22 protein-coding genes are annotated in these 22262 nt (G+C 36.4%); 15 read left to right on the top strand and 7 right to left on the bottom strand.

The window, feature by feature from the left end; genetic code table 11:
- Positions 1–2 precede the first annotated feature (2 nt).
- Both A37Q_RS0113140 and A37Q_RS16025 read left to right on the top strand, forming a co-directional pair.
- Positions 3–572, top strand: coding sequence for an HNH endonuclease signature motif containing protein (locus A37Q_RS0113140; protein WP_018300749.1), 570 nt, complete (start codon positions 3–5; stop codon positions 570–572).
- 15 nt (positions 573–587) lie between these two features.
- Complete coding sequence (locus tag A37Q_RS16025; protein ID WP_018300750.1) at positions 588–1268, top strand: helix-turn-helix domain-containing protein; 681 nt, start codon at positions 588–590, stop codon at positions 1266–1268.
- On the opposite strand, the gene A37Q_RS0113150 is transcribed toward A37Q_RS16025, so the two are convergent.
- On the bottom strand, positions 1265–1999 hold the full coding sequence (locus A37Q_RS0113150) for a LuxR C-terminal-related transcriptional regulator (protein WP_018300751.1): 735 nt from the start codon (positions 1997–1999) through the stop codon (positions 1265–1267). The two genes, A37Q_RS16025 and A37Q_RS0113150, sit on opposite strands and share 4 nt — an antisense overlap.
- A 129-nt stretch (positions 2000–2128) precedes the next feature.
- On the bottom strand, positions 2129–3289 hold the full coding sequence (locus A37Q_RS0113155; protein ID WP_018300752.1) for a serine hydrolase: 1161 nt from the start codon (positions 3287–3289) through the stop codon (positions 2129–2131).
- A gap of 487 nt (positions 3290–3776) precedes the next feature.
- Between A37Q_RS0113155 and A37Q_RS16030 the strand changes: the two genes are divergently transcribed.
- From A37Q_RS16030 to A37Q_RS0113175, 4 genes are all read left to right on the top strand, one after another.
- Positions 3777–4211: a GNAT family N-acetyltransferase gene (locus tag A37Q_RS16030; protein ID WP_169710327.1), complete on the top strand. Its 435-nt coding sequence runs from the start codon at positions 3777–3779 to the stop codon at positions 4209–4211.
- Between the two features lie 71 nt (positions 4212–4282).
- A complete protein-coding gene (locus A37Q_RS16035; protein WP_018300754.1) occupies positions 4283–5005 on the top strand; it encodes a helix-turn-helix transcriptional regulator in 723 nt (240 codons plus the stop codon).
- A 73-nt stretch (positions 5006–5078) separates the two neighbouring features.
- Positions 5079–5267: a hypothetical protein gene (locus A37Q_RS0113170; RefSeq protein WP_018300755.1), complete on the top strand. Its 189-nt coding sequence runs from the start codon at positions 5079–5081 to the stop codon at positions 5265–5267.
- 147 nt (positions 5268–5414) lie between these two features.
- Complete coding sequence (locus tag A37Q_RS0113175; RefSeq protein WP_018300756.1) at positions 5415–9491, top strand: DUF6242 domain-containing protein; 4077 nt, start codon at positions 5415–5417, stop codon at positions 9489–9491.
- Between the two features lie 39 nt (positions 9492–9530).
- Here A37Q_RS0113175 and ruvX read toward each other — a convergent pair whose 3' ends face one another.
- Positions 9531–9941 (bottom strand): Holliday junction resolvase RuvX, encoded by a 411-nt coding sequence (gene ruvX / locus A37Q_RS0113180; RefSeq protein ID WP_018300757.1) that lies wholly within the window; start codon positions 9939–9941, stop codon positions 9531–9533.
- Between the two features lie 5 nt (positions 9942–9946).
- Positions 9947–10810 (bottom strand): MurR/RpiR family transcriptional regulator, encoded by an 864-nt coding sequence (locus A37Q_RS15585; protein WP_018300758.1) that lies wholly within the window; start codon positions 10808–10810, stop codon positions 9947–9949.
- Between the two features lie 194 nt (positions 10811–11004).
- Here A37Q_RS15585 and A37Q_RS0113190 point away from each other — a divergent pair, with 194 nt between their 5' ends.
- Positions 11005–12060: a hypothetical protein gene (locus A37Q_RS0113190; protein WP_018300759.1), complete on the top strand. Its 1056-nt coding sequence runs from the start codon at positions 11005–11007 to the stop codon at positions 12058–12060.
- Positions 12047–12964: an FUSC family protein gene (locus A37Q_RS0113195; RefSeq protein ID WP_018300760.1), complete on the top strand. Its 918-nt coding sequence runs from the start codon at positions 12047–12049 to the stop codon at positions 12962–12964. The genes A37Q_RS0113190 and A37Q_RS0113195 overlap by 14 nt, the downstream gene beginning before the upstream one ends.
- 21 nt (positions 12965–12985) lie before the next feature.
- On the opposite strand, the gene A37Q_RS15590 is transcribed toward A37Q_RS0113195, so the two are convergent.
- Both A37Q_RS15590 and A37Q_RS0113205 read right to left on the bottom strand, forming a co-directional pair.
- Entirely contained in the window at positions 12986–13780 is a 795-nt protein-coding gene (locus tag A37Q_RS15590) for a pentapeptide repeat-containing protein (RefSeq protein WP_018300761.1), read from the bottom strand.
- Between the two features lie 61 nt (positions 13781–13841).
- The gene (locus A37Q_RS0113205) at positions 13842–14288 is read right to left on the bottom strand and encodes a YidH family protein (protein WP_051074496.1); all 447 of its coding nucleotides are present in this window, start codon (positions 14286–14288) and stop codon (positions 13842–13844) included.
- Positions 14289–14388: 100 nt separating this feature from the next.
- On the opposite strand from A37Q_RS0113205, the gene ligA reads away from it, so the two are divergent.
- The 6 genes from ligA (at position 14389) to epmA (ending at position 20569) form a co-directional block, all read left to right on the top strand.
- Positions 14389–16485 carry an NAD-dependent DNA ligase LigA gene (gene ligA, locus A37Q_RS0113210; RefSeq protein WP_018300763.1) on the top strand — a complete coding sequence of 699 codons (2097 nt, stop codon included), beginning with the start codon at positions 14389–14391 and terminating at the stop codon, positions 16483–16485.
- Between the two features lie 35 nt (positions 16486–16520).
- Positions 16521–18086, top strand: coding sequence for a 5-(carboxyamino)imidazole ribonucleotide synthase (locus tag A37Q_RS16425; RefSeq protein WP_018300764.1), 1566 nt, complete (start codon positions 16521–16523; stop codon positions 18084–18086).
- A gap of 33 nt (positions 18087–18119) precedes the next feature.
- Entirely contained in the window at positions 18120–18665 is a 546-nt protein-coding gene (locus A37Q_RS0113220) for a manganese efflux pump MntP (protein WP_018300765.1), read from the top strand.
- 94 nt (positions 18666–18759) lie between these two features.
- On the top strand, positions 18760–19233 hold the full coding sequence (locus A37Q_RS0113225) for a hypothetical protein (protein WP_018300766.1): 474 nt from the start codon (positions 18760–18762) through the stop codon (positions 19231–19233).
- Between the two features lie 18 nt (positions 19234–19251).
- Positions 19252–19641: a hypothetical protein gene (locus tag A37Q_RS0113230; RefSeq protein WP_018300767.1), complete on the top strand. Its 390-nt coding sequence runs from the start codon at positions 19252–19254 to the stop codon at positions 19639–19641.
- Positions 19634–20569, top strand: a complete 936-nt coding sequence (epmA, locus tag A37Q_RS0113235) for an EF-P lysine aminoacylase EpmA (protein ID WP_018300768.1) — start codon at positions 19634–19636, stop codon at positions 20567–20569. Before A37Q_RS0113230 ends, epmA begins: the two co-directional genes overlap by 8 nt.
- On the opposite strand, the gene A37Q_RS16330 is transcribed toward epmA, so the two are convergent.
- A complete protein-coding gene (locus tag A37Q_RS16330) occupies positions 20566–21039 on the bottom strand; it encodes a hypothetical protein (RefSeq protein ID WP_154648708.1) in 474 nt (157 codons plus the stop codon). The genes epmA and A37Q_RS16330 overlap by 4 nt on opposite strands.
- 181 nt (positions 21040–21220) lie before the next feature.
- Here A37Q_RS16330 and lipA point away from each other — a divergent pair, with 181 nt between their 5' ends.
- Positions 21221–22213, top strand: coding sequence for a lipoyl synthase (lipA, locus tag A37Q_RS0113245; RefSeq protein WP_018300770.1), 993 nt, complete (start codon positions 21221–21223; stop codon positions 22211–22213).
- The last annotated feature ends 49 nt before the right edge of the window (positions 22214–22262 follow it).

A 22262-nucleotide genomic window follows, 5' to 3' on the forward strand; every position in this document is an offset into this window, starting at 1 on the left:
ATATGCAAAAAAAAGAACTGAGCCTCCTAGCAAAGCCCGGAAATGGTTATGCTTTTATGAAAAGACGTGAACATCGTAAGTATCGTAGTTATCTTTTAGATATCGCTCAAAAAAGTGCTAGCATGTGTGCTTTTTGTCACTATGAAGCAAAAAACGCCTTCGATGTGTTTCATATTATTAACGTTGATGGAGATTATTCAAACAACGCCCCCGATAATCACATATTGGCATGTGATTTTTGTGCTTATAGTCAATTGCTTGATCTTGCACTATTATCGCAATATAATCATAGCTTAATATTATTGCCCAATATGTCACAAGCTGATTTAAATAGAAAGTATCAATACTTTCGAGATCTTATTGCCAAAGGTGAAAATATCTTTGAGGTAAAAGAGGCACTTAATGAGTTAGAGTCACTGTCTAAACAGGTGGAACAAGTAGTTCAAATCAAGACTGATTTTAAAGATTATCTAGGGCTTTTGTTTAACAAACCGGCAGCAGGAGATGATTTTCTCTGTGCTATTAGGTGGCTGCCTGGGTATGATTTTTTACAACATTTTAACTGGAGCTAGAATAAGTTTAATTAGATGGATCATAGCAAAGAGATATTTGCATTACTTGATTTTTTGCCCAATGCAATTGCAATCAAGCATTTGGATGGTAGCTATATTTACGCAAATAAAAATTATATAAAACTGCTCTCTGTCTCAACTCAAAAAGAGATACTGTCTTTACAAGATGACAGCATATTATCTTTAGAGATGGCTATTATGTGGAGTGAATATGAAAAAGAAGTGCTAAAGGGTCTTAAAAATAGTAATTATTTATGTATTGTCAGAGTTGGGCGTTTTTTTAAGTATCTTTATTGTATTACTGAGCCATATTTTGAAGATGGTGTGCTAGTTGGAGTGCATAGAAATATCACTGATTTTAGTCACGCTCCATGGATAAAAGTAAATGCACACTTTTTCAAGAAACAAGGCAAAAAAGTTGAAATGGTGGTTGAGATTGGACGTTCAGCAAACCATCAGGATTTGTCACAGCGTGAAGAAGAAGTCCTATTTTACTTTATTAGAGGTGTTTCAATTATGCAGATAGCTAATATCTTTGCTGTTTCAAATAAGACGATAGAAACTTATATTGCTAGAATGAGGGCGAAGTTTGAGGTTATCTATAGTTCAGAACTTGTTGATAAAGCAATTGCATTGGGTTATTTAAAAATTATCCCGAATTCACTAATATCAATCGATACTTCACAACAGAGTTAAGTTTTTTTAACTTCTGATTTAGCAATACTCTCTCCAAATATCTGGCACTTTTTAGCATATTCAAATAACTCATGCACACTATCTAGCTGTAGCTTTTGTTTAAACTTATGAATATAGCCATCTATAGTTCTAGGTGAAATCTTTAGCCTAGTGGCAATTTCATTTTTCTCCTTAATTCCTTGAGATAAGACCTCAAAAAACAATACTTCTTTTGCATTAAATGGGTAGTGCTTTGATATATCAAACTTTTCTTTTTCACTATACCAGCGAGGTGATAGTTTTAGCGGCTTTAATTTTCTTGCATCAATTCGAGGCAATTTTTGGAATTTGATTTGAATATCAATTAAACAAGGCATTAGATCCATTAGAAGAGGGTATAAGTCTAGGCAGCGAATGTAAAATGTCATTGCTTGGTGGATATCTGCATAATAGAAGACAAACCGATGAACAGTGTTATCTTGCATGAAACAATAAGATAATGCGTGGCACTCTCCATAACTGGAGATACTTGGATAGAGTAAATCCCCCCAGCTTTCAGAGTAGGTAGAAAGATCTGAAAAGCTACATATTTTAGGTAGTAAACGCGCTAAATGGTAGTCATGATAAGGGTCTTCAAGTCGGTAATGTTTGTTTAAATGGAAGCGAGAGGCATATTTATGTGTTGATAAGGGGGCGCACCAAGTGAAGTGCTCATTTACATTTGCATAATCAATGCCACAACAATTTAACATTGTGTATAGTTCCTGCAATACCTTTGTAAGGTTGAATTTTTGGCAAATTGTCAAAATGTTATCTTTATGAGAAGTCATAGATCTATAAAACTCTATATATAAAATGGTTTTTTGGTTTAAACTTTACTTTCATTTTTGTTGAGCATGGTTCATAAGTAATCTTGCAATGCTTAACAGCTGGCCTTTTATTGCGAGGTAGGGCTTATTAGAGATTGAAAAAATACCAATTTTTTCTGTAGGCAGCAAAATAACCCAAGTATTAAACCCACTAACCCAGCCATTTTTATGTAATACAATGGGTAGGCCATTCTCAGGGTCATCAACAGACCAGCCTAGTGCCATACCTGAATCTGAAAAGCGGAGCTTATTATCTAAAGCATCCCGATAAATATAAGTGGCATGAGCAATTTGATTAGCAGAAAAGTCATTGCCAGAGAGTAAGTTTAGATTATATTGAATAAAACGTAATAAATCATCACCAGTGGAGTACACTCCGCCACTTGGCTGATTAAAATTAAACTGCCAGTTTGATTTAATAAGCGTACCATTAAACCAGTAGCTTTTTGCTTGATCTTTTTTCTGTTTTTCCGTTAGTTTTACAGTGGTATTTTTCATTTCCAGCTGTTGATTTAAATAGCTGTGTATTAGTTCCGCATAGGTGGTTTTTTCATGATAAGCTAATGCATTTCCCAACAGTCCAAACCCAATATTGGAGTATTGGTAATGTGTTCCAGGCTCTATAGTTAGCTGATACTGAGAAAGCCATTTATAGGCGCGATTTTGATTAAAGGATTCATTGGATTGAAAAGTAGTGTTTTTATTCAGCCCCGTGATTTCACGGGGTAAACCTGAAGTATGAGTCGCAAGATCAAGTAGAGTAATGCTTCTGCCTTGATATGAAGGAACAGTGGTACCTTTAGGAAGGTTATCCTGAAGCTTTGCTGTTAAGGTGATCTTTCCTTGATCAACCATCATGGCAAAAATACTAGTAGTCAAAACCTTAGAGACAGAGCCAATTTGCCATATGGTATCGCCTGTTGGTCGTATGTTATTTCCTTTTACTGTTTCACCACAGCTAAAAAGTTGTGTTTTTCCATTTGCGACTACACCAACTAAAAGCCCAGGTAGTTGCCCCATTTTATAAATTCCCTGATTAATCAACTGATTAATACTTGCTGTTTGAATCAACGTATTTGAATTTTCAAGAGGGGTGCAAGGAAGAGAATTTGCTAGGGCAGATGATGAAAAAAGGCAAGTTGCAAATAGAAAAATTGGCTTTAGCTTGATCATAAGAAGTGCTCCCATTTGATGATTTTAAAGTTGCTTTTTAAAATTTAGAAAGTGTTAACCGACATATTTGCCGTTATTCTCAATATAAAGGTAGTCTATCGTAGTTGATAAGAATAAGGAAAATATAAAAAAAATACTCATCAAAGTGATGAAAAAAGAGATTTTTTCGCGCTGTATATGAGTGCATTTCACTCATATTTGTGTTTTATATCTGTGAAGGTATTTGAAAATACAGCCAAATCTATAGTCACTTTGTCCGTTTTAGTCACTTTAAATAGTCAAAACTATCGTGAAGCTATAGCGTTTGCTATAACAGTGTTCTGCTATAGATGAGTGTTGATGAATGTCTATATATAATGATGAGTCTAGAAGGAGTGCAAACAGCAAGAGGCTTAGTAAAAATCATACACTTAAGATCAAGAAACCAACTTATGAGTTATTTAAAGAGCTCGTATCTGATTCAATTACCACATATGCCAGTGAGTTGGTGAAAAACAAGGAGTGCGAGGGGATAGAAGAAGCTTATAGCTTAGCTAAAGAGGAAGTTGAAAGTTTATTTGACACAGAATCAATTGATGATTTATACTTCTACGTCTTATTTTGTGATGATAAAATAATAGGCTATATTTGGTTTGATATTATTGAGTACTCAGAAGTAAAGACAGCTTTTTTGCTTTATATTTATGTAGATAGAGCATACCGTAGGCGCTCTTATGCAAAGTATTTAATGGATTTTTATCAAAGAGAAATACAGCTGCTTGGTGTAAAGCGAAGCGAGCTATATGTGTTTGCTAAAAATCATCCAGCCATAGCTTTATATTTGAATCAGGGATATATTGTCTCAAATAAGGCAGGTTTTTATCGTGCACAGGAGCAAGGTCTGATAAGTAGATTTAAGTTAGTAAAATATATATTTACATAATAGTCCGAAATTAAATTGAAAAAACAGAGTGTTAGTATTTTGATAAATTGTGATTTTAGAATTAATAGAATATGAATGATGCATTTTTAAAACAGTTACTCAATCCGGATAAAGAATTATTTTTAAAAGAGCAAAAAGCCTTATTGGATCAGTTTTCAACGCTTACAGTTTTCATGGATTTAAATAGCCAAGTGATGCTCGCTAATCAATCGCTTATTGATTATATGGGATATCAAAAAATTGAAGATATAGTTGGCTTGACAATTGAGCATAGTAAAAGCAATGCATCAGAATTGGCAGAAGAATTTATCAAACAAAACAAAAATATTATAGTTGAAGACAAAAAGCTTTCAATATTAACCTGTACAGAATCTGCGGCAGGCGAAATTTGCTTTTACCTTTCTCCTCGACAACCAATAAAAAATACAAAAGACGAGGTTGTTGGTATTGCCTATCAAGGAATAAATCTGATGAATACCACGATGATGAATTCAGCGATAGCACTATTTCGTGATAAGAAGGGTGTATTAAAGCAAGGTTTATTAACATTCAAGTCAGCTCATGATGATAAATATGATTTTAATGCCAGAGAACTCGATTGTTTGGCGTTTTTATTGCGTGGCTTTAGTGTGAAGGAAATAGCAAATCGTTTAAAACTGGGTGTTCGCTCAGTTGAATATTATGTAGCATGCATGCGCCATAAATTTAGTGTAGGAAGTAAAAATGCTTTAATAGACAAGGCAATGTCTTTAGGTTATTTTAACTTTGTGCCTGAGCATTGGCTTTCTTATTAGTAATTCTCCCGACGGTATTTTTACGCTAAAAGCGATACGCTTGCCAATATCAGTTTAAACAGTTGGGGTTGTTATGCATTTGAAAGTAGTGGTTCTATTGCTTGGTGTGTTAAGTCATGGAGGAACGCTACGTTCGAATTCAGCCGTTATAGAAAAGCCTGTGGCGCATATACACACTCTGTTTAAATTTGAATATGCTTCTTTTTTGGGTAAAGAAAATCAAATTTGTGTTATCGAAAAGACTAATAATATTTTCCCATAATAGTAAAAGTTCTTTTGCAAATTTTTACCTATACCTAAAGCTAAATTAAACAAAGTGATGATAACAATTAAAACGATTGGGTTGTTATTTATGTCTTAAGTACCCTTAACAGTGATAGTGCAGTTAGACAATCTTTAGGGGAGAAATATGCATAAATTTATAGAGCAAAAAAGTGGAATCAATAAAGTAAAAACTGTGGTGGCAGCAGTTGCCATTGCCATTCTAACTGGGTGCTCATCGGGCAGTGGTGACGGCTCCTCAGATGTAACACCCGTAACGCCTGTTGAAAGTCTAAGTAGTTCATCAGATAATATACTGGTGATGGGTGCTTCTATGCAAATTTCAGTCACAACAAAAGCTGAAAAAAGTACGTTAAGAATTGGTAAAGAAAGTAGCGAGGTGCATGATCTTAAGTTTAATTTTAAGAATGCGCAGTATAATGATAAATTTACTATATTATATGGCAATAGTTGTAGTCATTTCTCTAGCCTTGATCCTTGTGTAATTACACTTTTACCAAAATCATCAGCAGTAGATCTTTTAGGTGAAAATATTGAATATACAATAAGTGGCGTAATTGGCCCAAGTGCAAATCGTAGCACAATTCAAGGTAGCTTTATACTTAAAAGCTTAACTAGCACCATTACTGGTAATGAATATAGAACTGGTCTTGGCGCAGGGCACTCGGCAACAATCAGTATTTCTAATCAAACAGGAAAAGTTGTTGATTTATCTAAATCTCAATTGGTCTCTCAAGATCCTGATTTATCCTTTAGTCAGAATAATTGCACCTCCATTATATCCAATGATCAAAATTGTACTATTGTTGTCAATGCAAGTAGTCAGTCTAATTCTAAAAAAGTTGCTTTTGATCTAAAAAACCAATATGGCACTACGGTGTTGTCTTCTGCTGTTCCTATTGTCCGCCCAATAATTTCAATTAGCTCTTCACTGGAAGAAAATCAAAAGTTACTTCCTAATGAAGAAATGGCGCTAACGGTTAAGAATGTATCTCCTGTGAGCGCACTGTCTTTAAAGCTGAATAAAACACTGGCTGAAGGTGTAAAAATAAGCAGCAATACATGTCAAGAAATATTACCAGCATTAAGCCAATGTACAATCTCTTTACAAGCGGGCAGCTTTGCTAATGGAAAATCAAATTTCATTGTTAATGGTAATAACTTTAATCAAGTAGAGCATAGTGTATTGGCCTATACGCCGCTTTGGATGAGTGTGGCATTATCTCGGCATCATTTAGTAACAAATAACCTTGCAGATAAGAAGCTTATTGTTACAGTTGAAAATACATCTTCTAATCTTGATCTTCATAATATCAACTTATCTTTCTCTACTCCCATTTCAGATCTGGAGGTAATCTCCAGATTAAGCTCCTGTAAGCACCTACAGGATAATACATTAATACCAAAGGCAACTTGCCGGTACACACTGTCCTATCAGCCTGATAGTATTCAAAGCGTACAAAGTTTAGATACTACATTAATAATTAAAGATGATGAGCACCATCAGGTATCTGAGGCGATTAGTATTAATCATTATCCAGCTTATTATAGTATTCCAAATAACTTAAAGCGTTACCATCAAAATATTGCTGGAAGTCATGTTAATGATATTTATATACAAAATAAGCATATTTATGCTGCGACGGCATCAGGGCTATCTATTTCAAAAGATGAGGGAAAAACTTGGCAAAATAAGACAGTCGCAGATGGGTTATTAAGTAATGATATTAGGGCTGTTTTTGTATTTGATAATACTATTTATGCTGCGACGGCATCGGGGCTATCTATTTCAAAAGATGAGGGAAAAACTTGGCAGAATAAGACAGTCGCAGATGGCTTGGCAAGCAATAACCTTACAGCGGTATATGTGTCTAATAGCGATATTTATGCTGCTAGCGCCTCGGGTTTATCAATCTCTAAAGATGGTGGAAAGACATGGGAAAAACAAACGGCTGCAGATGGTCTGGCAAGCGATAATATTAATGATATATATGTTTTTTCAAATACAATTTATGCTGCGACGTCATCAGGGCTATCTATTTCAAAAGACGAGGGAAAAACTTGGATAACAAGGACTATATCAAATGGCTTACCAAGCGATAACATTCAAAATGTGTACGTCACAAAGGGGTATATTATTGATGGAGACCCGAGTATCTACGTAGCAACATCAAATGGTATTTCAGTTTCCAACAATGAAGGAGAAAGCTGGGAGAGTTATTTGCAAGATAAATATATCCATGCTGTCTATGTCAAAGGGGCTTATATATATGCTGCTACAGAGAGTGGCTTGTATATTTCAGATGACAATTATAAAAATTGGCAAATCAAAACAACAACTGATGGGCTAGGAAATAACATTATTAATCAGGTTGTGTTAAGCGATGATAAAGTATATGTAGCAACTATAGGTGGCTTATCAATCTCTAAGGATAATGCTAAAACGTGGAATAATCACACTAGCTCCTATCCATTTGAAAATGAAATTATTAGGGATGTATATTATAAAAATGGTGTGATTTATTTAGCATCGAGTAGTGGTGGCATTTATATTTCAAAAGATGGTGGCGTAACGTGGAAAAATGCAACTGTTGAAAATGGACTTGGGAGCAACCTTGTCTGGAGAATATATGTTGAAGGAAATACCATTTATGCAGCAACGCATGATGGGCTATCTATTTCTTATGATGATGGAGCGAATTGGCAGAATAAAACAGTAGCTGATGGTTTAGTAAGCAACTATATTAGAGATGTTATAGCAGAAGGTGATCGCATCTATGTTGCAACTATGAAAGGGGTATCTATGTCAGAAGATGCTGGCAAAACTTGGAGCTCACCAATCACTTCAACAGATATGCAAGGTTTGTTTATTTCACAAGGTATTCTTTATGCTGCAAGCCTTGATCGTGGAATATATATTTCAAAAGATAATGGGACCAACTGGAGTAATGTTCAAATAAAAGATGGAGATTCTTTATTTAATCGTGCAAGTGGATTATATGTGAATTCAGGTATTATTTATGTTGCCACAGCAGGCGGGATTGCTATTAGCAAAGATGAAGGAAAAAACTGGGATTATCAGGTGCTCAGTCAAAATGAGACAATTGGCGTGATAGAGATTGAGGTTAGCGGATCAACGATGTATGCGCTTACCTCAAAAAATGGATTGTATACTTCAAAAGATAATGGCGTTACATGGACAATAAAAACGCCCGCTAATGGTGTTTCTTCACACTCAATTAACAGCATAGCAATAAGTGGAAGTAATATTTATCTTGGAACAACAAAAGGCCTATCAGTTACTACTAAAACAGCTGAAGGCAAATGGGAGAATCATGTTATTACTAGCGATGTAAATAATCATAAAATATATGGAGTATATGTTTCAGGTAATACTATTTATGCTGCAAGCTTTGGTCATGGTGTATTTGTCTCCAAAGATAATGGCAAGACTTGGGAGCAAAGAAATAAAGGATTGGGAAGCGTGCTTGTCAATAATATCACTATGTCAGCTAATGTGATTTATGCTGCAACAGAAAAGGGCTTAGCTATTTCATATGATGGCGGTTATAACTGGGTAAACAAGACAAAAGAAAATAGTGGCTTAATAAGTGATGAAATTACCAATGTATATGCCATAGGAAATTCTATTTATGTAGCAAGTTATGCTCATGGAATATCTGTGTCACATGATGGTGGAAAAAGTTGGATAAATAGTACAACAGAGCAAGGTCTGGATGATGTGAGAATATCAGATATTTTCACTACTGATAATGGTGAAATATATGCAGCAACCTATAAGGGTGTGGCTATTTCTAAAGATGGTGGGAAAACTTGGAAAACCTACTTTGAAGGGATGAGTAATACCAGCGTCCATGGTGTATATGTTGCTAATAATACCATTTATGCTGCAACCAGTGATGGACTATCTATTTCTAAAGATGATGGTAAAAATTGGGAAAATATTTCTGAAAGCTTGCCTTATAAGGTGATAGGTAAAGTGTATGTAGTCGGCAAGCGTATATATTTAGCAAGTGATGGTGGAGGGGTGTTTATCTCTAAAGATGATGGTAAAAATTGGGAGGTGGTAAAAGTAAATGAAGGGCTGGGAGACAACCGCATCCATAATACCTTTGCCCTTGGTAGTTCTGTGTATGCAGCAACCTTTAATGGATTGTCCATTGCTCAGGACTTATTAAATTAGGAGCGATAAATAGAGAAAAATATCAGAAATAGCTTATCTTTATTGCTCATTCATCCAAGTTTCTAAAATAACACAGGCTGCAAATGCATCTACTTTTAGATGGCGGTTTGATTTGTTTTTCACTTCCTCTAAGCGCCAACGCGCCTCTCGAGTTGAAAAAGTTTCTGAGATTAAACTGACAGGTTGTTGATAGCGCGTTTTTATAAGCTCAGCAAATTCGCGTGCAGCTTTGGTCATATCTGTTTCTTGATCTTTCGCATCAATTGGTAAGCCGACGACAATATGGTGTGGTTTGTATTTTTTAATAATATCATCAAGTTCCTGCCAGTGGGGGGTGCCTGATTTTGCTTTTATGGTGGCAAGTGGGGTGGCAGTTTTCGTAATCATTTGTCCTGTGGCAATGCCAATTCTGGATTTACCAAAATCAAGACCAATTAGTTTTGTGATCATAGAGATTAAATAATGCTATGCTGTTGCTTAAGATCAGTTAATGCTGTTTTGGTTTTTTGCAAACGCTGTTGTGCATCTTGCTCATTAAGCCTTGCGTAGTTATATACCAGAAAATCAATAATAGTCAGCTGTTTCAAGCGATGTGCCATTGGAACAAATAACCCGGTATCAACCTGTTTTTTTATATTCAGTCGAATGCTGGCAGTTTGATCAACGGGTGAGTCAGGATCTGTAATGGTAATGACCTTGGCACCGTTTGAGCGTGCCAGTTTACATAAGCTAATTAAAGCTTCTGATTTACCACTATTAGAGATGGCAATTATAGCATCATTGGGCTGCAGTGAACCAACTGCCATGGCTGACATATGCATATCAGGATGATAGCCAACTTTGGGTGTCATTCTAAAGAGCTTATGAAAGCTGTCAAATGCGGTGCAATTAGATGCCCCAAAGCCACAGACGATAACTCTGTTGGCATCCATCAGCGCTTGAGTAGCAAGCTCTAATTGTGCACTATCAATTTCACGATCAACATTTGAAATCGCGGCTCTGGCAAATTGTGCAACTTTATCTTTAACTGCCTCGGTAGTATCATCCACTTTGATATCAATCGATTCATTGATTTTTCCAAGCGCCAAATCTTCTGCAAATTTGATTTTAAATTCTTGATAACCTTTACAGCCAACTGCGCGGCAAAAGCGTACAATAGTCGGCTCACTCACACCAATTTTTTGTGCAATGGTTGTGATATTAAGCGCAGTTGTTTCACCGGCATTTTCCATCACCCAGTTTGCTACTTTTTGCTCAGATTTTCTAAGTTTAAACTCACCATTTTGTAGTTTTTCTAAAATTGTTTCATCGTGTCTCACAGTTTTCCCCTGAGTGCTTAAAACGTAAAAATGAACGACACAGCCATTGATTCTAGCAATTAATAGGGTTCATTTAAACGGAAGTATTTACAATAAGTTGGGCTAAGTTTAACAAAGTTTTGCCCTGAGGTATGCTATTATAACAAATATATTTTACAATTGGGTGTTTTTTTACGATATAGAGGTGAGGGGAAATGCTGAAAATAAGCAAAAATGATCCAGGTGCGCTCATTTTACTGATGGTGGGAAAAGTTGCAATATGTATGGTGGTTTATTTTGCTTTTGCTTTGATCTTAAAGTTGCCTTATGAAGTGATTATCTGGACATTGTATTTTTTGTCATTTATTGCACTGGCGTGCGCTATCGGAGATGTTAAAACAAAAAAGAGGATCTTTTTTTCATTTGCGCTTAGTTTTCTTTGTATATTGTTATTTTCTGATTTGCTGAATCTCTCGCGCATTGTTGCATTTATCATTATTATAGTGGCAAGTTATTTTGCTTTTTGGCTTAGAAAGTATGGTAATAGCTTTCAGTTATTTCCGGGTTATCTTGTGATTGTACTTGCCATTTCATCGATGCATTTGCCGGTAAAAGCCACTATGTTGTGGCAATTAACCTTAAGTCTTTTATTTGCAGGCTTTTTATTTTATGTGTTGGTGATTATTATCTCGCCTTGGGATACTCCCAATCAGCTGAAATCTTTGATTAGGCAATATGTGTTTGATACACAACATTTATTAAGAAAACTTGGGATGAAGCTTAATGACAGTGAAAACAAAACACATGAAATTCTAGCGTTAGAATCTTATATTCTTGAGCGTGCTGAGCTGATGCAGAAAAAAGGCCGTTCATGGATATTAAAACCTGAGCGCAAAATCTATTGGGATAAAAATTGTGTTGATTATCATAATTTAGTGATTTTACTTTGCCGTATTGTTTCAATTTATCAAAGCCTGTTATTAAAACCACCCAAGTTAATTCAACCTTTAACAAAAGAAATGCAACTGCAAGAGCTTATTTTAATTGCGCTTAGGTTGCCAGTACTTGCAATCACACTCAAAGAAGAAGGGGATTTTATTTCAAGGTATGAAAACTATGAAAGCAAGCTTGATTTTTTGCAAAGGTACATGATAACGCATCAAAGTGAAATTAAAGGATCAAAAGCGCTTTTTTATGATTTATTCATTGCGCTTGAAAGCATAGTTGTCACAGCCAAGCATCTTAGGAGAAACTTCCATGCGCTTATTTGAACGCTTTGACAGAAGACCGATACATCATTTGCTCGCCTTTAGAGTCATTTGCGCTATTGTCTTGAGCATTTTGATTACAGAGTTTCTATCCTTGCCACGAAATTATTGGAGCATTGTTGCCATTATCTCAATTAGTATCAGCATACATCGAAGGGATATTCTATTTCGCTCAAAAGCAATTGTATCAAATACTTTAATTGGCTGTTTGGCAGGAACGGTTATCTATTATTATTTAAGTCTCTTTTTACCTATTGAGTCTTTAATTGTTATTATACTGATATTAGGACTTTTAAGCTTGTATTTCACCGTGGTCAATTACGCTGCAGGTATATTGTTTAATAGCTTGTTTTTAGTGATGTTTGTCGGTGTACTCTCTTATTGGGATTTTGCCCTTTTTGTTACGCGTGTTATTGATATTATTATCGGAGCTGGTTGTATTTTGCTGATGACTTTTCTTTTTAGGCCAAGGTCAATGAAACATAGGCTCTTAGAAGAACTAGACACTTTGCAGCAAGCACAAAAAGAGTATTATGCGCTCATGTTAAGCGCGAGTGAAAGCGATAAATTATTGCTTAGAAAGCATGGTATTAAACGCTTGTTGAAGTTGCAAAAATTACAAAAGGAGATGGTTGCCAATTTGTTTAATGCAGAGATGGAATTATCACAAAAACAAATGCATCTTTTTCGCTCTATGCTCGGCGCGCTAGATGAGCTTTCTATGAGCTATTATCAATACTTATTGTTTATGCAAAAAGCGAATAAACATGTGGAAGAAGATCAAAATATGCGGGATTTTCAGCAGGAAATAAGTATTTTTTGTCAGAAAAAGCTCATTAACTTGTATGATTTATTTGAGGATTCCTATCAGGATATTGTTAGCAGTTTTGCAAAGCCGCGTACATAAGAAAGTGAGAAACTAGAGCTGTTAAGAGTTATCAGGAAATACCGTGATTCCCAAACCTTCCATAAATATATCTTGCTGCCACTCAACTATTTTAACACCTGAAAAGTCCAACTCCTTTATGTTGACGTTACAAATTTGAGCATGCCTTAAATCTGCTTGAAATAATTGCAAGTTAATATACTGGCTGGGCGCAAAATCAGTACTTGTTAGATTAGCTCCCTCTAAGTTTGCCTCAGATAAAATGACATCTATAAATCGGCTGCATGATAAATTACACTTTTCTAAATACACCCCAGTAAAATCAGAATATCTAAAATCACTGTTAGTCAACTCTGCGATACTAAAAATCTTACTTTTACTGACTACTGTCGTAAAGTTAGTGTGCTTAAAATTACAACCATGTGCTTTGCAGTCCTTTATGCTTATCTGAAAAGCATCAGCTAGCTCAAAATTGTTAAGTGAAATATTACAATTTGTGAAGGCCGCTCTTAATAAACTCGTCCTGAAAAAATCACATCCCAAGGCATTATCAGCCTGATAGAAAGAACAGCTTTCAAATTCTGCATCATTGAGTGTTGCTTGAGAAAAGTCACAATCATATATTTCACAGTTAAACATCTTTAAATTCGGCAGACTTGAATATTTGAAATTTGAGCCCTTAATTTTACAGTTTCTAAAGGTAAGATATTCATGATTTATGTTTTCACAGTCTAAATTCACAAAGTTCCTGTTTTCAATTAAGCTCTCATTCCCTAAAGTTAAACTCTCCTCCCACTTTTCTGTCTCGGGAGCATGCTCTATAGACATAATAATCATTACCTCTTATTAGATTTAACGGTTAATGGAAATAAGTTTTTTCATAAAACAAAAGAAGATTTTACATCAGCATATACCAAGCATAAGCAACGATAAAAATAGTAATAATAGATAAAAGTACGCCCAAGAAGATATCTGGGAAGCGGGTTTTATAGCTGACGATTTCTTTTTGATTAATGAGCTTTCTATTGATTCCAAAGCGAATGGAAGAGATTAAAATAATTAGAACGGCAATGAGCATTAAAATAATCCCGATGATTTCAGCTGATTGTGATAAAGAAGTATGCGCTTTTACACCAACGCCTTTTGCCATAATGCGTAGGAAAATATCAAACTTTTCAATCAAAAAGCCAAACGCCATAAGGGCAATGGAGGTCCTGACCCAAGCAAGGTAAGTTCTTTCATTAGCAGCATGATCATTAAAGCTTTGAATCACAATATTTATTCCTTGTAAAATAACTTGTGTCTTTAGTATATACCAAGCATTTGCAAATAGAATTGCCGGCATTGGATTTTTATTCATTTGCGGAAAAAGGCAAAAAAATAACCTGTAACATCGATAGCAACTTTAGTATGATAATGAATACTTTAAAGTGCCATATAAATGAATGAACATTAAAGACGATGTAGAGAAGCTTAAGCGCAAGCTTGAACATGTGATTGCTGACAGTAAGATGTCCTCTGAGCTAGAGGTTCAAACCATTTATCATGAGCTCAGTCAATTTATTCACAATTGTAATTATTATTACCACACATTAGACAAACCGTTGGTTTCAGATCGTGATTATGATGAGCTATATCATTTACTGAAAAATTTAGAGGAGCGCTTTTTATTTCTAGATAGCACGCACTCGCCAACAACGCGCGTTGGCGCTAAAGTGCTTTCAAGTTTTAATGTTGTAAAACATAAACTTCAGATGTTGTCACTTTCAAATGGCTTTAGTGAAGAAGATATCAAGGCTTTTGATAAGCGCCTTCAAGATTTAACCGGTATTTCTGATTTACAATATGAATGTGAGCCAAAGTTAGATGGTCTTGCAATCAGTATTCATTATCAAGATGGAAAGCTTTTATACGCACTAACACGAGGGGATGGCACTGAAGGCGAAGAGGTTACAGAAAATGTCAAAACCATTCGAAATGTACCACTGGTATTAAGTGGAAATGCACCAAGGTATGTTGAAGTTCGCGGTGAAATTGTGATTAATAAAGCGGATTTTTTGTCCCTCAACCAACAAAGTGAAAAAAAAGGACAGAAGCTATTTGCTAACCCAAGAAATGCAGCAGCAGGCAGTATTCGCCAGTTAGATTCAAAAATAGCGGCAAAAAGACCACTTAAGTTATACGCTTATGGTATTGGCGTGCATGAGGGATATGCTGTACCCAACACACAATATCAGATGATGCAGGATGTTCACAGTTGGGGTTTTCAGATAACTAATGAGGTTGAAGTTGTCTCGGGTGCAAAGGGGTTGATTGCATACTATAATAAACTATCACATATTCGTGCCGATTTGCCGTATGATATCGATGGACTTGTCTATAAGTTAAATGAAATTTCTAAGCAGCAAGAAGCGGGGTTTATAGCAAAAGCGCCAAGATGGGCTCTGGCACATAAATTTCCTGCTGAAGAGGTGGAGACTGAGATTGAACGGGTAGATTTTCAAATAGGTCGAACTGGTGCTATTACACCAGTTGCAAGATTAAAGCCTGTTGCTGTCGGGGGGGTGATTGTCTCTAATGCCACTTTGCATAATATGGATGAGATTAAACGAAAAGATGTTCACATTGGAGATAGGGTCATTATTAGAAGGGCCGGAGATGTTATTCCTGAAGTGGTAAGACCGCTTCCTCAATATAGAAGAAATACCACAAGCATTGTTATGCCTGAAAATTGCCCTGTGTGTCACTCAAAGATTGAGATTATCAATGATCAAGCCGTTGCGCGCTGTACTGGAGATTGGCTATGTAAGGCACAAACAAAAGAAAGAATTAAACATTTCGCTTCAAGAAAGGCCGCTGACATCGATGGCTTGGGTGATAAAATAATAGAGCAATTGGTAGATAAAGAGTTGGTTAAACTGCCAGATGATCTTTACCAGTTGACTTTAACGGATTTAGTGCAGCTTGAGAGAATGGCTAGGAAGTCTTCATTAAATCTTTTGGCATCGATTGCTTCGAGTAAAAAGCTTGATTTAGCGCGCTTTATTTATGCGATTGGTATTCGTGATATTGGCGAGGTGTCCTCTAAGGCGCTGGCATTACACTTTGGTTCGCTCGAGAACATAGCCTCAGCAAATTTTGATGCGCTTATTAGCATTAATGATATTGGTGAGGTAATGGCAAAAAACCTAATAGAGTTTTGGCAAAACCAGAATAATCAAGATATGGTGAAGCGACTTCTTGAATGTGGTATTGAGCTGATCAATCCTGAGGTTCAAACAGTGAGTCAAATAGATGAGGATAATCCATTTTTTAATAAAACACTTGTCATCACTGGCAGCTTTAATGATTTCTCACGTGATAAGCTTAAGGAGAAGCTGCAAAGCTATGGTGCAAAATGTGTAGGCAGTGTCTCAAAAAAAACAGATATGCTCATTGCAGGGGATAAAGCCGGCTCAAAACTTGAAAAAGCGCAATCACTCAATATTAAGATAATAGATGAACGCGAACTGAGCGTGCTACTGAATAACGAGAGTAAGTAAGATACATCAAAAATAAGCTAAATGGGGCAGAGATAATGACAAAGAAAATAGCGATACTTGGGAACGGTCAATTAGCTGCAATGTTAAAAGAAGAGTCCAAGGATTTGGCTATTAAGGTTGATAGCTTTGATTTGCCGGAGATTAATCTTGATGGCAATTCTTCAGATCAAGAAATAAGCGCCTATTGCAGTAAACTTGAAGGATATGATGTGGTCAGTTATGAGATTGAAAATATATCAGTTGATTTATTAAGAGCGCTAGCAAAAAGCGCACAAGTATTTCCGAGTATCAATGCCTTAGAAGTCGCACAGGATCGCTTAAAAGAAAAGTATTTATTTACAAAGTTGGATGTGAAAACAAATCGATATTTATCTGTCAATAGCAAAGATGAGCTTAGAAAAGCCGCTGATACATTTGGTTTGCCCTTTATCGTTAAAACAAGGCGATTCGGCTATGATGGAAAAGGGCAGTATGTTATTAAAAAGACAGAAGATATTGATCAGGCTTGGCGTGAGCTCGGCCAGTATGATTTGATTGCAGAGTCCTTTGTGGATTTTGAGTTTGAAGTCTCTCAAGTGGCAACACAAGATCAATTTGGCAATGTGGCTTTTTACCCGCTGGTGAAAAATACACATGTCGATGGAATCTTACGTGAAAGTGTGTTGTTAGAGGATAGCTGCTTACAAGAGATGGCTAAAGCCCATATTCATAAGTTATTAAAACACTTTGATTATGTTGGGACCTTGGCAATTGAGTTTTTTGTTAAAGATAATATGTTATATGCCAACGAAATGGCGCCTCGTGTGCATAACTCTGGACACTTCACCCTTGATGCCTCATATACAAGCCAGTTTAAAAATCATATGCTGGCCATTTCTGGAGAAAAAGTCGCTGACCCATCACTTAAATACTCCTATACGCTTATGGTGAACTTAATTGGGGAGGATGTACCAAAAGGGCTTTTGAAGTCTGATACTATTAGACCCAAAAGTTATCAAAAGTCGCTTCGAGCGGGGCGAAAAATGGGACATATTAATATTGTTGCTCATGATGAACCTGCATTGAATCAAGCAAAAAAGCTGATCTATCAATATATTGAGGCTAAGCCAGTAGATTGCCAAAGAGCCTATTTTGCTGGAGGATGTTTTTGGGGTGTTGAGTATTATTTCTCTTGTCAAGAAGGTGTTATATCAGCAAAGTCTGGTTATATGGGAGGCGCTTTAGAGCATCCAGATTATCAGCGTGTTAAAAAAGGTGATACTGGGCATTTGGAGGTGGTAGAGGTTTCATTTGATCCTAAGATGGTGAGTTATGAGACCTTGGTGAAGCTTTTTTTTGAAATACATGATCCAACACAAAAAAATGGTCAAGGCGTTGATATTGGGACACAGTATCTAAGTGCTATATTTTATGTAGATGAGGAGCAAAAAGAGTGTGCGCTTTTGTTAATGAAAACGCTTGAAGAAAAAGGCTATCATCTTGCAACAAAACTCATTGATGCAAAGTGTTATCCATTTTGGTGTGCAGAGCAGTTTCATCAAAACTACTTCAATAAGCTTCATGAAGCACCTACCTGTCACATTCGAACAAAACGCTTTTAAAGTGCTCTAAAGAACATAACATCTTAGGGGAGAGTGAACTTGTTAGAGGTTCTAATTTTAGCATTTGCATTGAGTATGGATGCGTTTGCTGTGTCTATTGGTCTGGGAGCAAAATATCGCCATAAAACCATAAAAACAGCGCTTTTATCGGGCAGTTACTTTGGTGTGTTTCAGGGGATCATGCCTATATTGGGGCTTTTTATGGGATATAAGCTGTTGATTTGGGCTAAGGAGTATACCTATTGGATCGCATTTATTATTTTAGCAATTTTAGGGGTGAAGATGATTATGGAGGCATTTTCATCTGATTCAAATGAAATGAAAATAAAGCTGACACATAGAGCGCTTATCATGTTAGCGATTGCCACAAGCTTAGATGCTATGTTTGCAGGTTTTGGCATTGCTTTAATTCCTTTATCGCCCATTATCATATGTATCATCATTGCACTTGTAACCTTCTTTTTTAGTTTTGTCGGTGCTGTTGTTGGTGCAAAGGGGGTCACTTTTATAGGGAAAAAAGCCGAGCTTTTAGGGGGTGTTATCTTAATCATTATCGGGTTTAAGCTTCTTATGTTTTAATCAGAAGTTACCCTGTTACATCAAAATAAAAAGCTGTAAATTCACTGATGATAAGTATATACTCAATCGAATTTAGGTAAAGTACTGTTGTTATATGCATGAAATAAGCGAAATCAACAAAAATATTGAAAGCTATTATGATCTATCTCAACCATTGGAAGAAAAGCTTCATATGATTGATGATATGGCAGATCAGCTAGGTGAAATGTTAGACTGGGTATTAACGATTGATTTTCAAATTATTCGCGCCCCTCAAAAAACGGATGAGTCAGATGATAAGATGATCAGTAAGCTCTATGCTGTTTCTGTGATTGCTGGTGATGCTGATGATGAAGATGCGCCTGTGCTTTTTACAACTGCATCTGCTGATGAGGCGCTGATTCGTCTTCAAGTGTATATCAACTTGATGGAAAAGCTGAATATTCGCAATTTGGCACAATCTGAGTCTTATTATGAAGAAATGCTAAGTGCTTTAGAAAATTATTATAATAATGATTGTCAGGATGTGCTGGAAGAGATAGTGCTAAGTAGCTTTTTTGAGTTCAACCGGCAGCTTTCTGCTGAGTAATACACTAAGGAAATAGAAGTGGGAAAGGTAAGCTACGAATATCATCATATGGGGATTCCTACCAAGGTGAAAAAAGAAGGTGAGCGTTATAGTTCAACTTTTAAAATGTATACAACAAAAGGACATAATGGGCACCGTGTTCAGTGGCACCGCTTTGAAGAAGGTTGTCCTTTGCATCCACTTATTCAATCCACAGCGCATGTTGCATTTAAAGTCAATTCAATCGATGAGGCGATCAAAGGGAAAAAAGTTATTCTGGCGCCTTATTTTCCAATTGAGAATTTTCGTGTTGCTATGGTAGAGATTGAAGGTGCGCCAGTTGAGTATATTGAAACATCTTTAAGTGAAGATGAAATCTGGAATGAAAAAAAGCACCAAGGGTCAGTAATTTATCCTCAAAATGACTAATCTACCCAAGCGCTTTGAGATACAAAAAAAATCGAAATTCCTTGCTGAAATTCGTCAATTTTTTTGTGATGAAGGGGTTTTGGAGGTGGACACGCCTTTGGCTTATACGCATCCTGTTACTGATCCATATATTGATGTTTTTGCGATACAAACACAATCAGGTAAGCGCTTTTTGCAAAGCTCACCTGAATATGCAATGAAACAGCTGTTGGCTGAATATAAAGTATCAATTTATCAAATTTGTAAAGCATTTCGTGATGATCCCTCTGCCAGATACCATCATCATGAATTTATGATGCTTGAGTGGTATAAAGTAGGCTTTGATGACTGGCAGTTAATGGGAGAGCTTGAGAAGCTTATTACAACACTCGACCCCGAGGCAGAGTTTATATATATCAGCTATCAAAGTTTATTTGAAAAATATATTGATATAAATCCACATCAAGCGTCTAGCTCCAAGCTATTAGCGCTCGTCACTCAGCATATAGGGGAGGTAGTCGGGCTAAAAGATCTCACCTATAATGACTGTTTAGATTTACTCTTTACTCACCTAATTGAACCTAAGCTTGCAGATTATAATGAGTTTGTTTTTATTTATCACTACCCAGCATCACAATCTGCGCTGGCAAAAAAAGTGTTGGATAAGGAAAAACAGCAAGTTTCAGCAAGATTTGAGCTTTTTTGCAAAGGAATTGAACTTGCAAATGGCTATAATGAGTTAACTAATGCGCATCAACTTAAAGCGCAGTTTGAGGCAGAAATTTCCTTGAGAGACAAGCTTGGCTTAAAGCAAGTAGAAATAGATGAGGCGCTTCTGAGCTGTATTGAAAAACTCCCTGAATGTGCAGGTGTTGCAGTTGGTTTAGATCGATTATTTATGTGCCTTTTAGGAAAAAAGAAGATATCAGATGTAAGTTTCTGTATTTAGTTGCTTGTCACTTGATCGGCTGTTTTATAAGTACCTGTCGCTGAGGATGTATTGCCATAGTCTAAAGTTGGCTGTGTGGGCGTTGTTTTTGTACTGCTTGCAGCAGAACCAGATCCGCTAGATTGTTTTTTAGTAAGTGGGTTGGTTGCAGGTGTGCTATTATCTGTATCATTGGTGGCGCTGTCGCTGGAGTTTGTGCTATCAGATGAACTGGTTCCAGATGCTGAATTTGTCGTGCTAGCTGTAGCATTAGGTGAAGATACAGGTTTTACCTGCGGGGTGGCAACAGCTGTGTTATTAGTTCCTGTTGTGCTATTGGAGCTGGCTGTAGATGATGTGCTGGCTGTGGCTCCTGTTGATCCTTGTGAAGCTGCAAATGTATTTCCAAGTGTTGCCAGCATTAAAAGTGTAAAAGCGGTTATCGATAGTTTTAGCTTTGTGTTTAATGTAGTCATTATTTTTTTAATCATTTTAACGTGCCTCCAATGACTGTTTATATCTTGTACTTCAGTCTTACGATAGAGTGAAAAAATTAAAATAAACTTAATTAAGGTTTAGCAGAGATTAAAACTTAATGAAAGTAAGTTTGTCATGAGCGCTTTTTTTTGTCATTATAGCCATAGTTTATTGTTGCAAACGTATGAAAGTGTAATGCAGAAAATATTGGATATTCCCGTTAAGGTTGAAAGTGGTGAGAAGTATAAAACAAAAGAGGGCTTCTCGGCTGTTAAAGATGGGGTAAGAAATAAAAAGGAAAATGAAATACGACTGAAAAAGCCAGAATGGCTTAAAGTTAAGAAACAAGCTTCTTCCGCTGTATTCAATGAAGTGAAAAAAATCACTAAAGATAGGCGCTTATCCACGGTTTGTGAAGAGGCAAAGTGTCCTAACATTAATGAGTGCTGGTCACATGGCACAGCCACCATTATGTTAATGGGGAGTGTCTGTACACGTGCTTGTAGATTTTGCTCTGTCGATACAGGGAATCCGAAGGGCTGGCTTGATAAAGATGAACCTAAAAATGCAGCAAATAGCGTGAAGTTAATGAACCTTCAATATGTTGTTCTCACCTCTGTAGATCGTGATGATTTAGAAGATGGAGGTGCTGGGCATTATGCTAAAGCAATAGATGAAATAAAGCTTTTGGTGCCTGAGGTTAAGGTTGAGGCGCTAACGCCTGACTTTCAGGGAAGTAAAAAAAGTATTGATAAGTTGTTGGCAACGGATGTCGATGTCTTTGCGCAAAATATTGAAACGGTTAAACGCCTTACTCATCCAGTGAGAGATATAAGAGCAGGCTATCAGCAAACGCTTGATGTTTTAGCTTATGTTAAACAATCTGCGCCTAAAGTCTTAACCAAAACAAGCTTAATGTTGGGTTTGGGTGAAACGCGCAAGGAGGTGCTTGAAACAATGGATGATTTGCGCGCTGTGGGTGTTGATGTTTTAACGCTTGGGCAGTATATGCAGCCAACACGTCATCATTTAGCTATAGATCGCTTTGTAACACCAGATGAGTTTAAAGAGTATCGTGATATAGGGCTTCAAAAAGGCTTTTTGGAGGTTGCATCGGGACCGATGGTTCGCTCTAGTTATCGAGCAGATAGGGTATTTAAGAGAAATAATTTAGATTTAACCGAATGATGGGAGTTAGTTTGTTATCAATTTTTGAATGATTAACCAATACAAATAA

The sequence above is a fragment of the Fangia hongkongensis FSC776 = DSM 21703 genome (genome assembly GCF_000379445.1).
Taxonomy (GTDB): domain Bacteria; phylum Pseudomonadota; class Gammaproteobacteria; order Francisellales; family Francisellaceae; genus Fangia; species Fangia hongkongensis.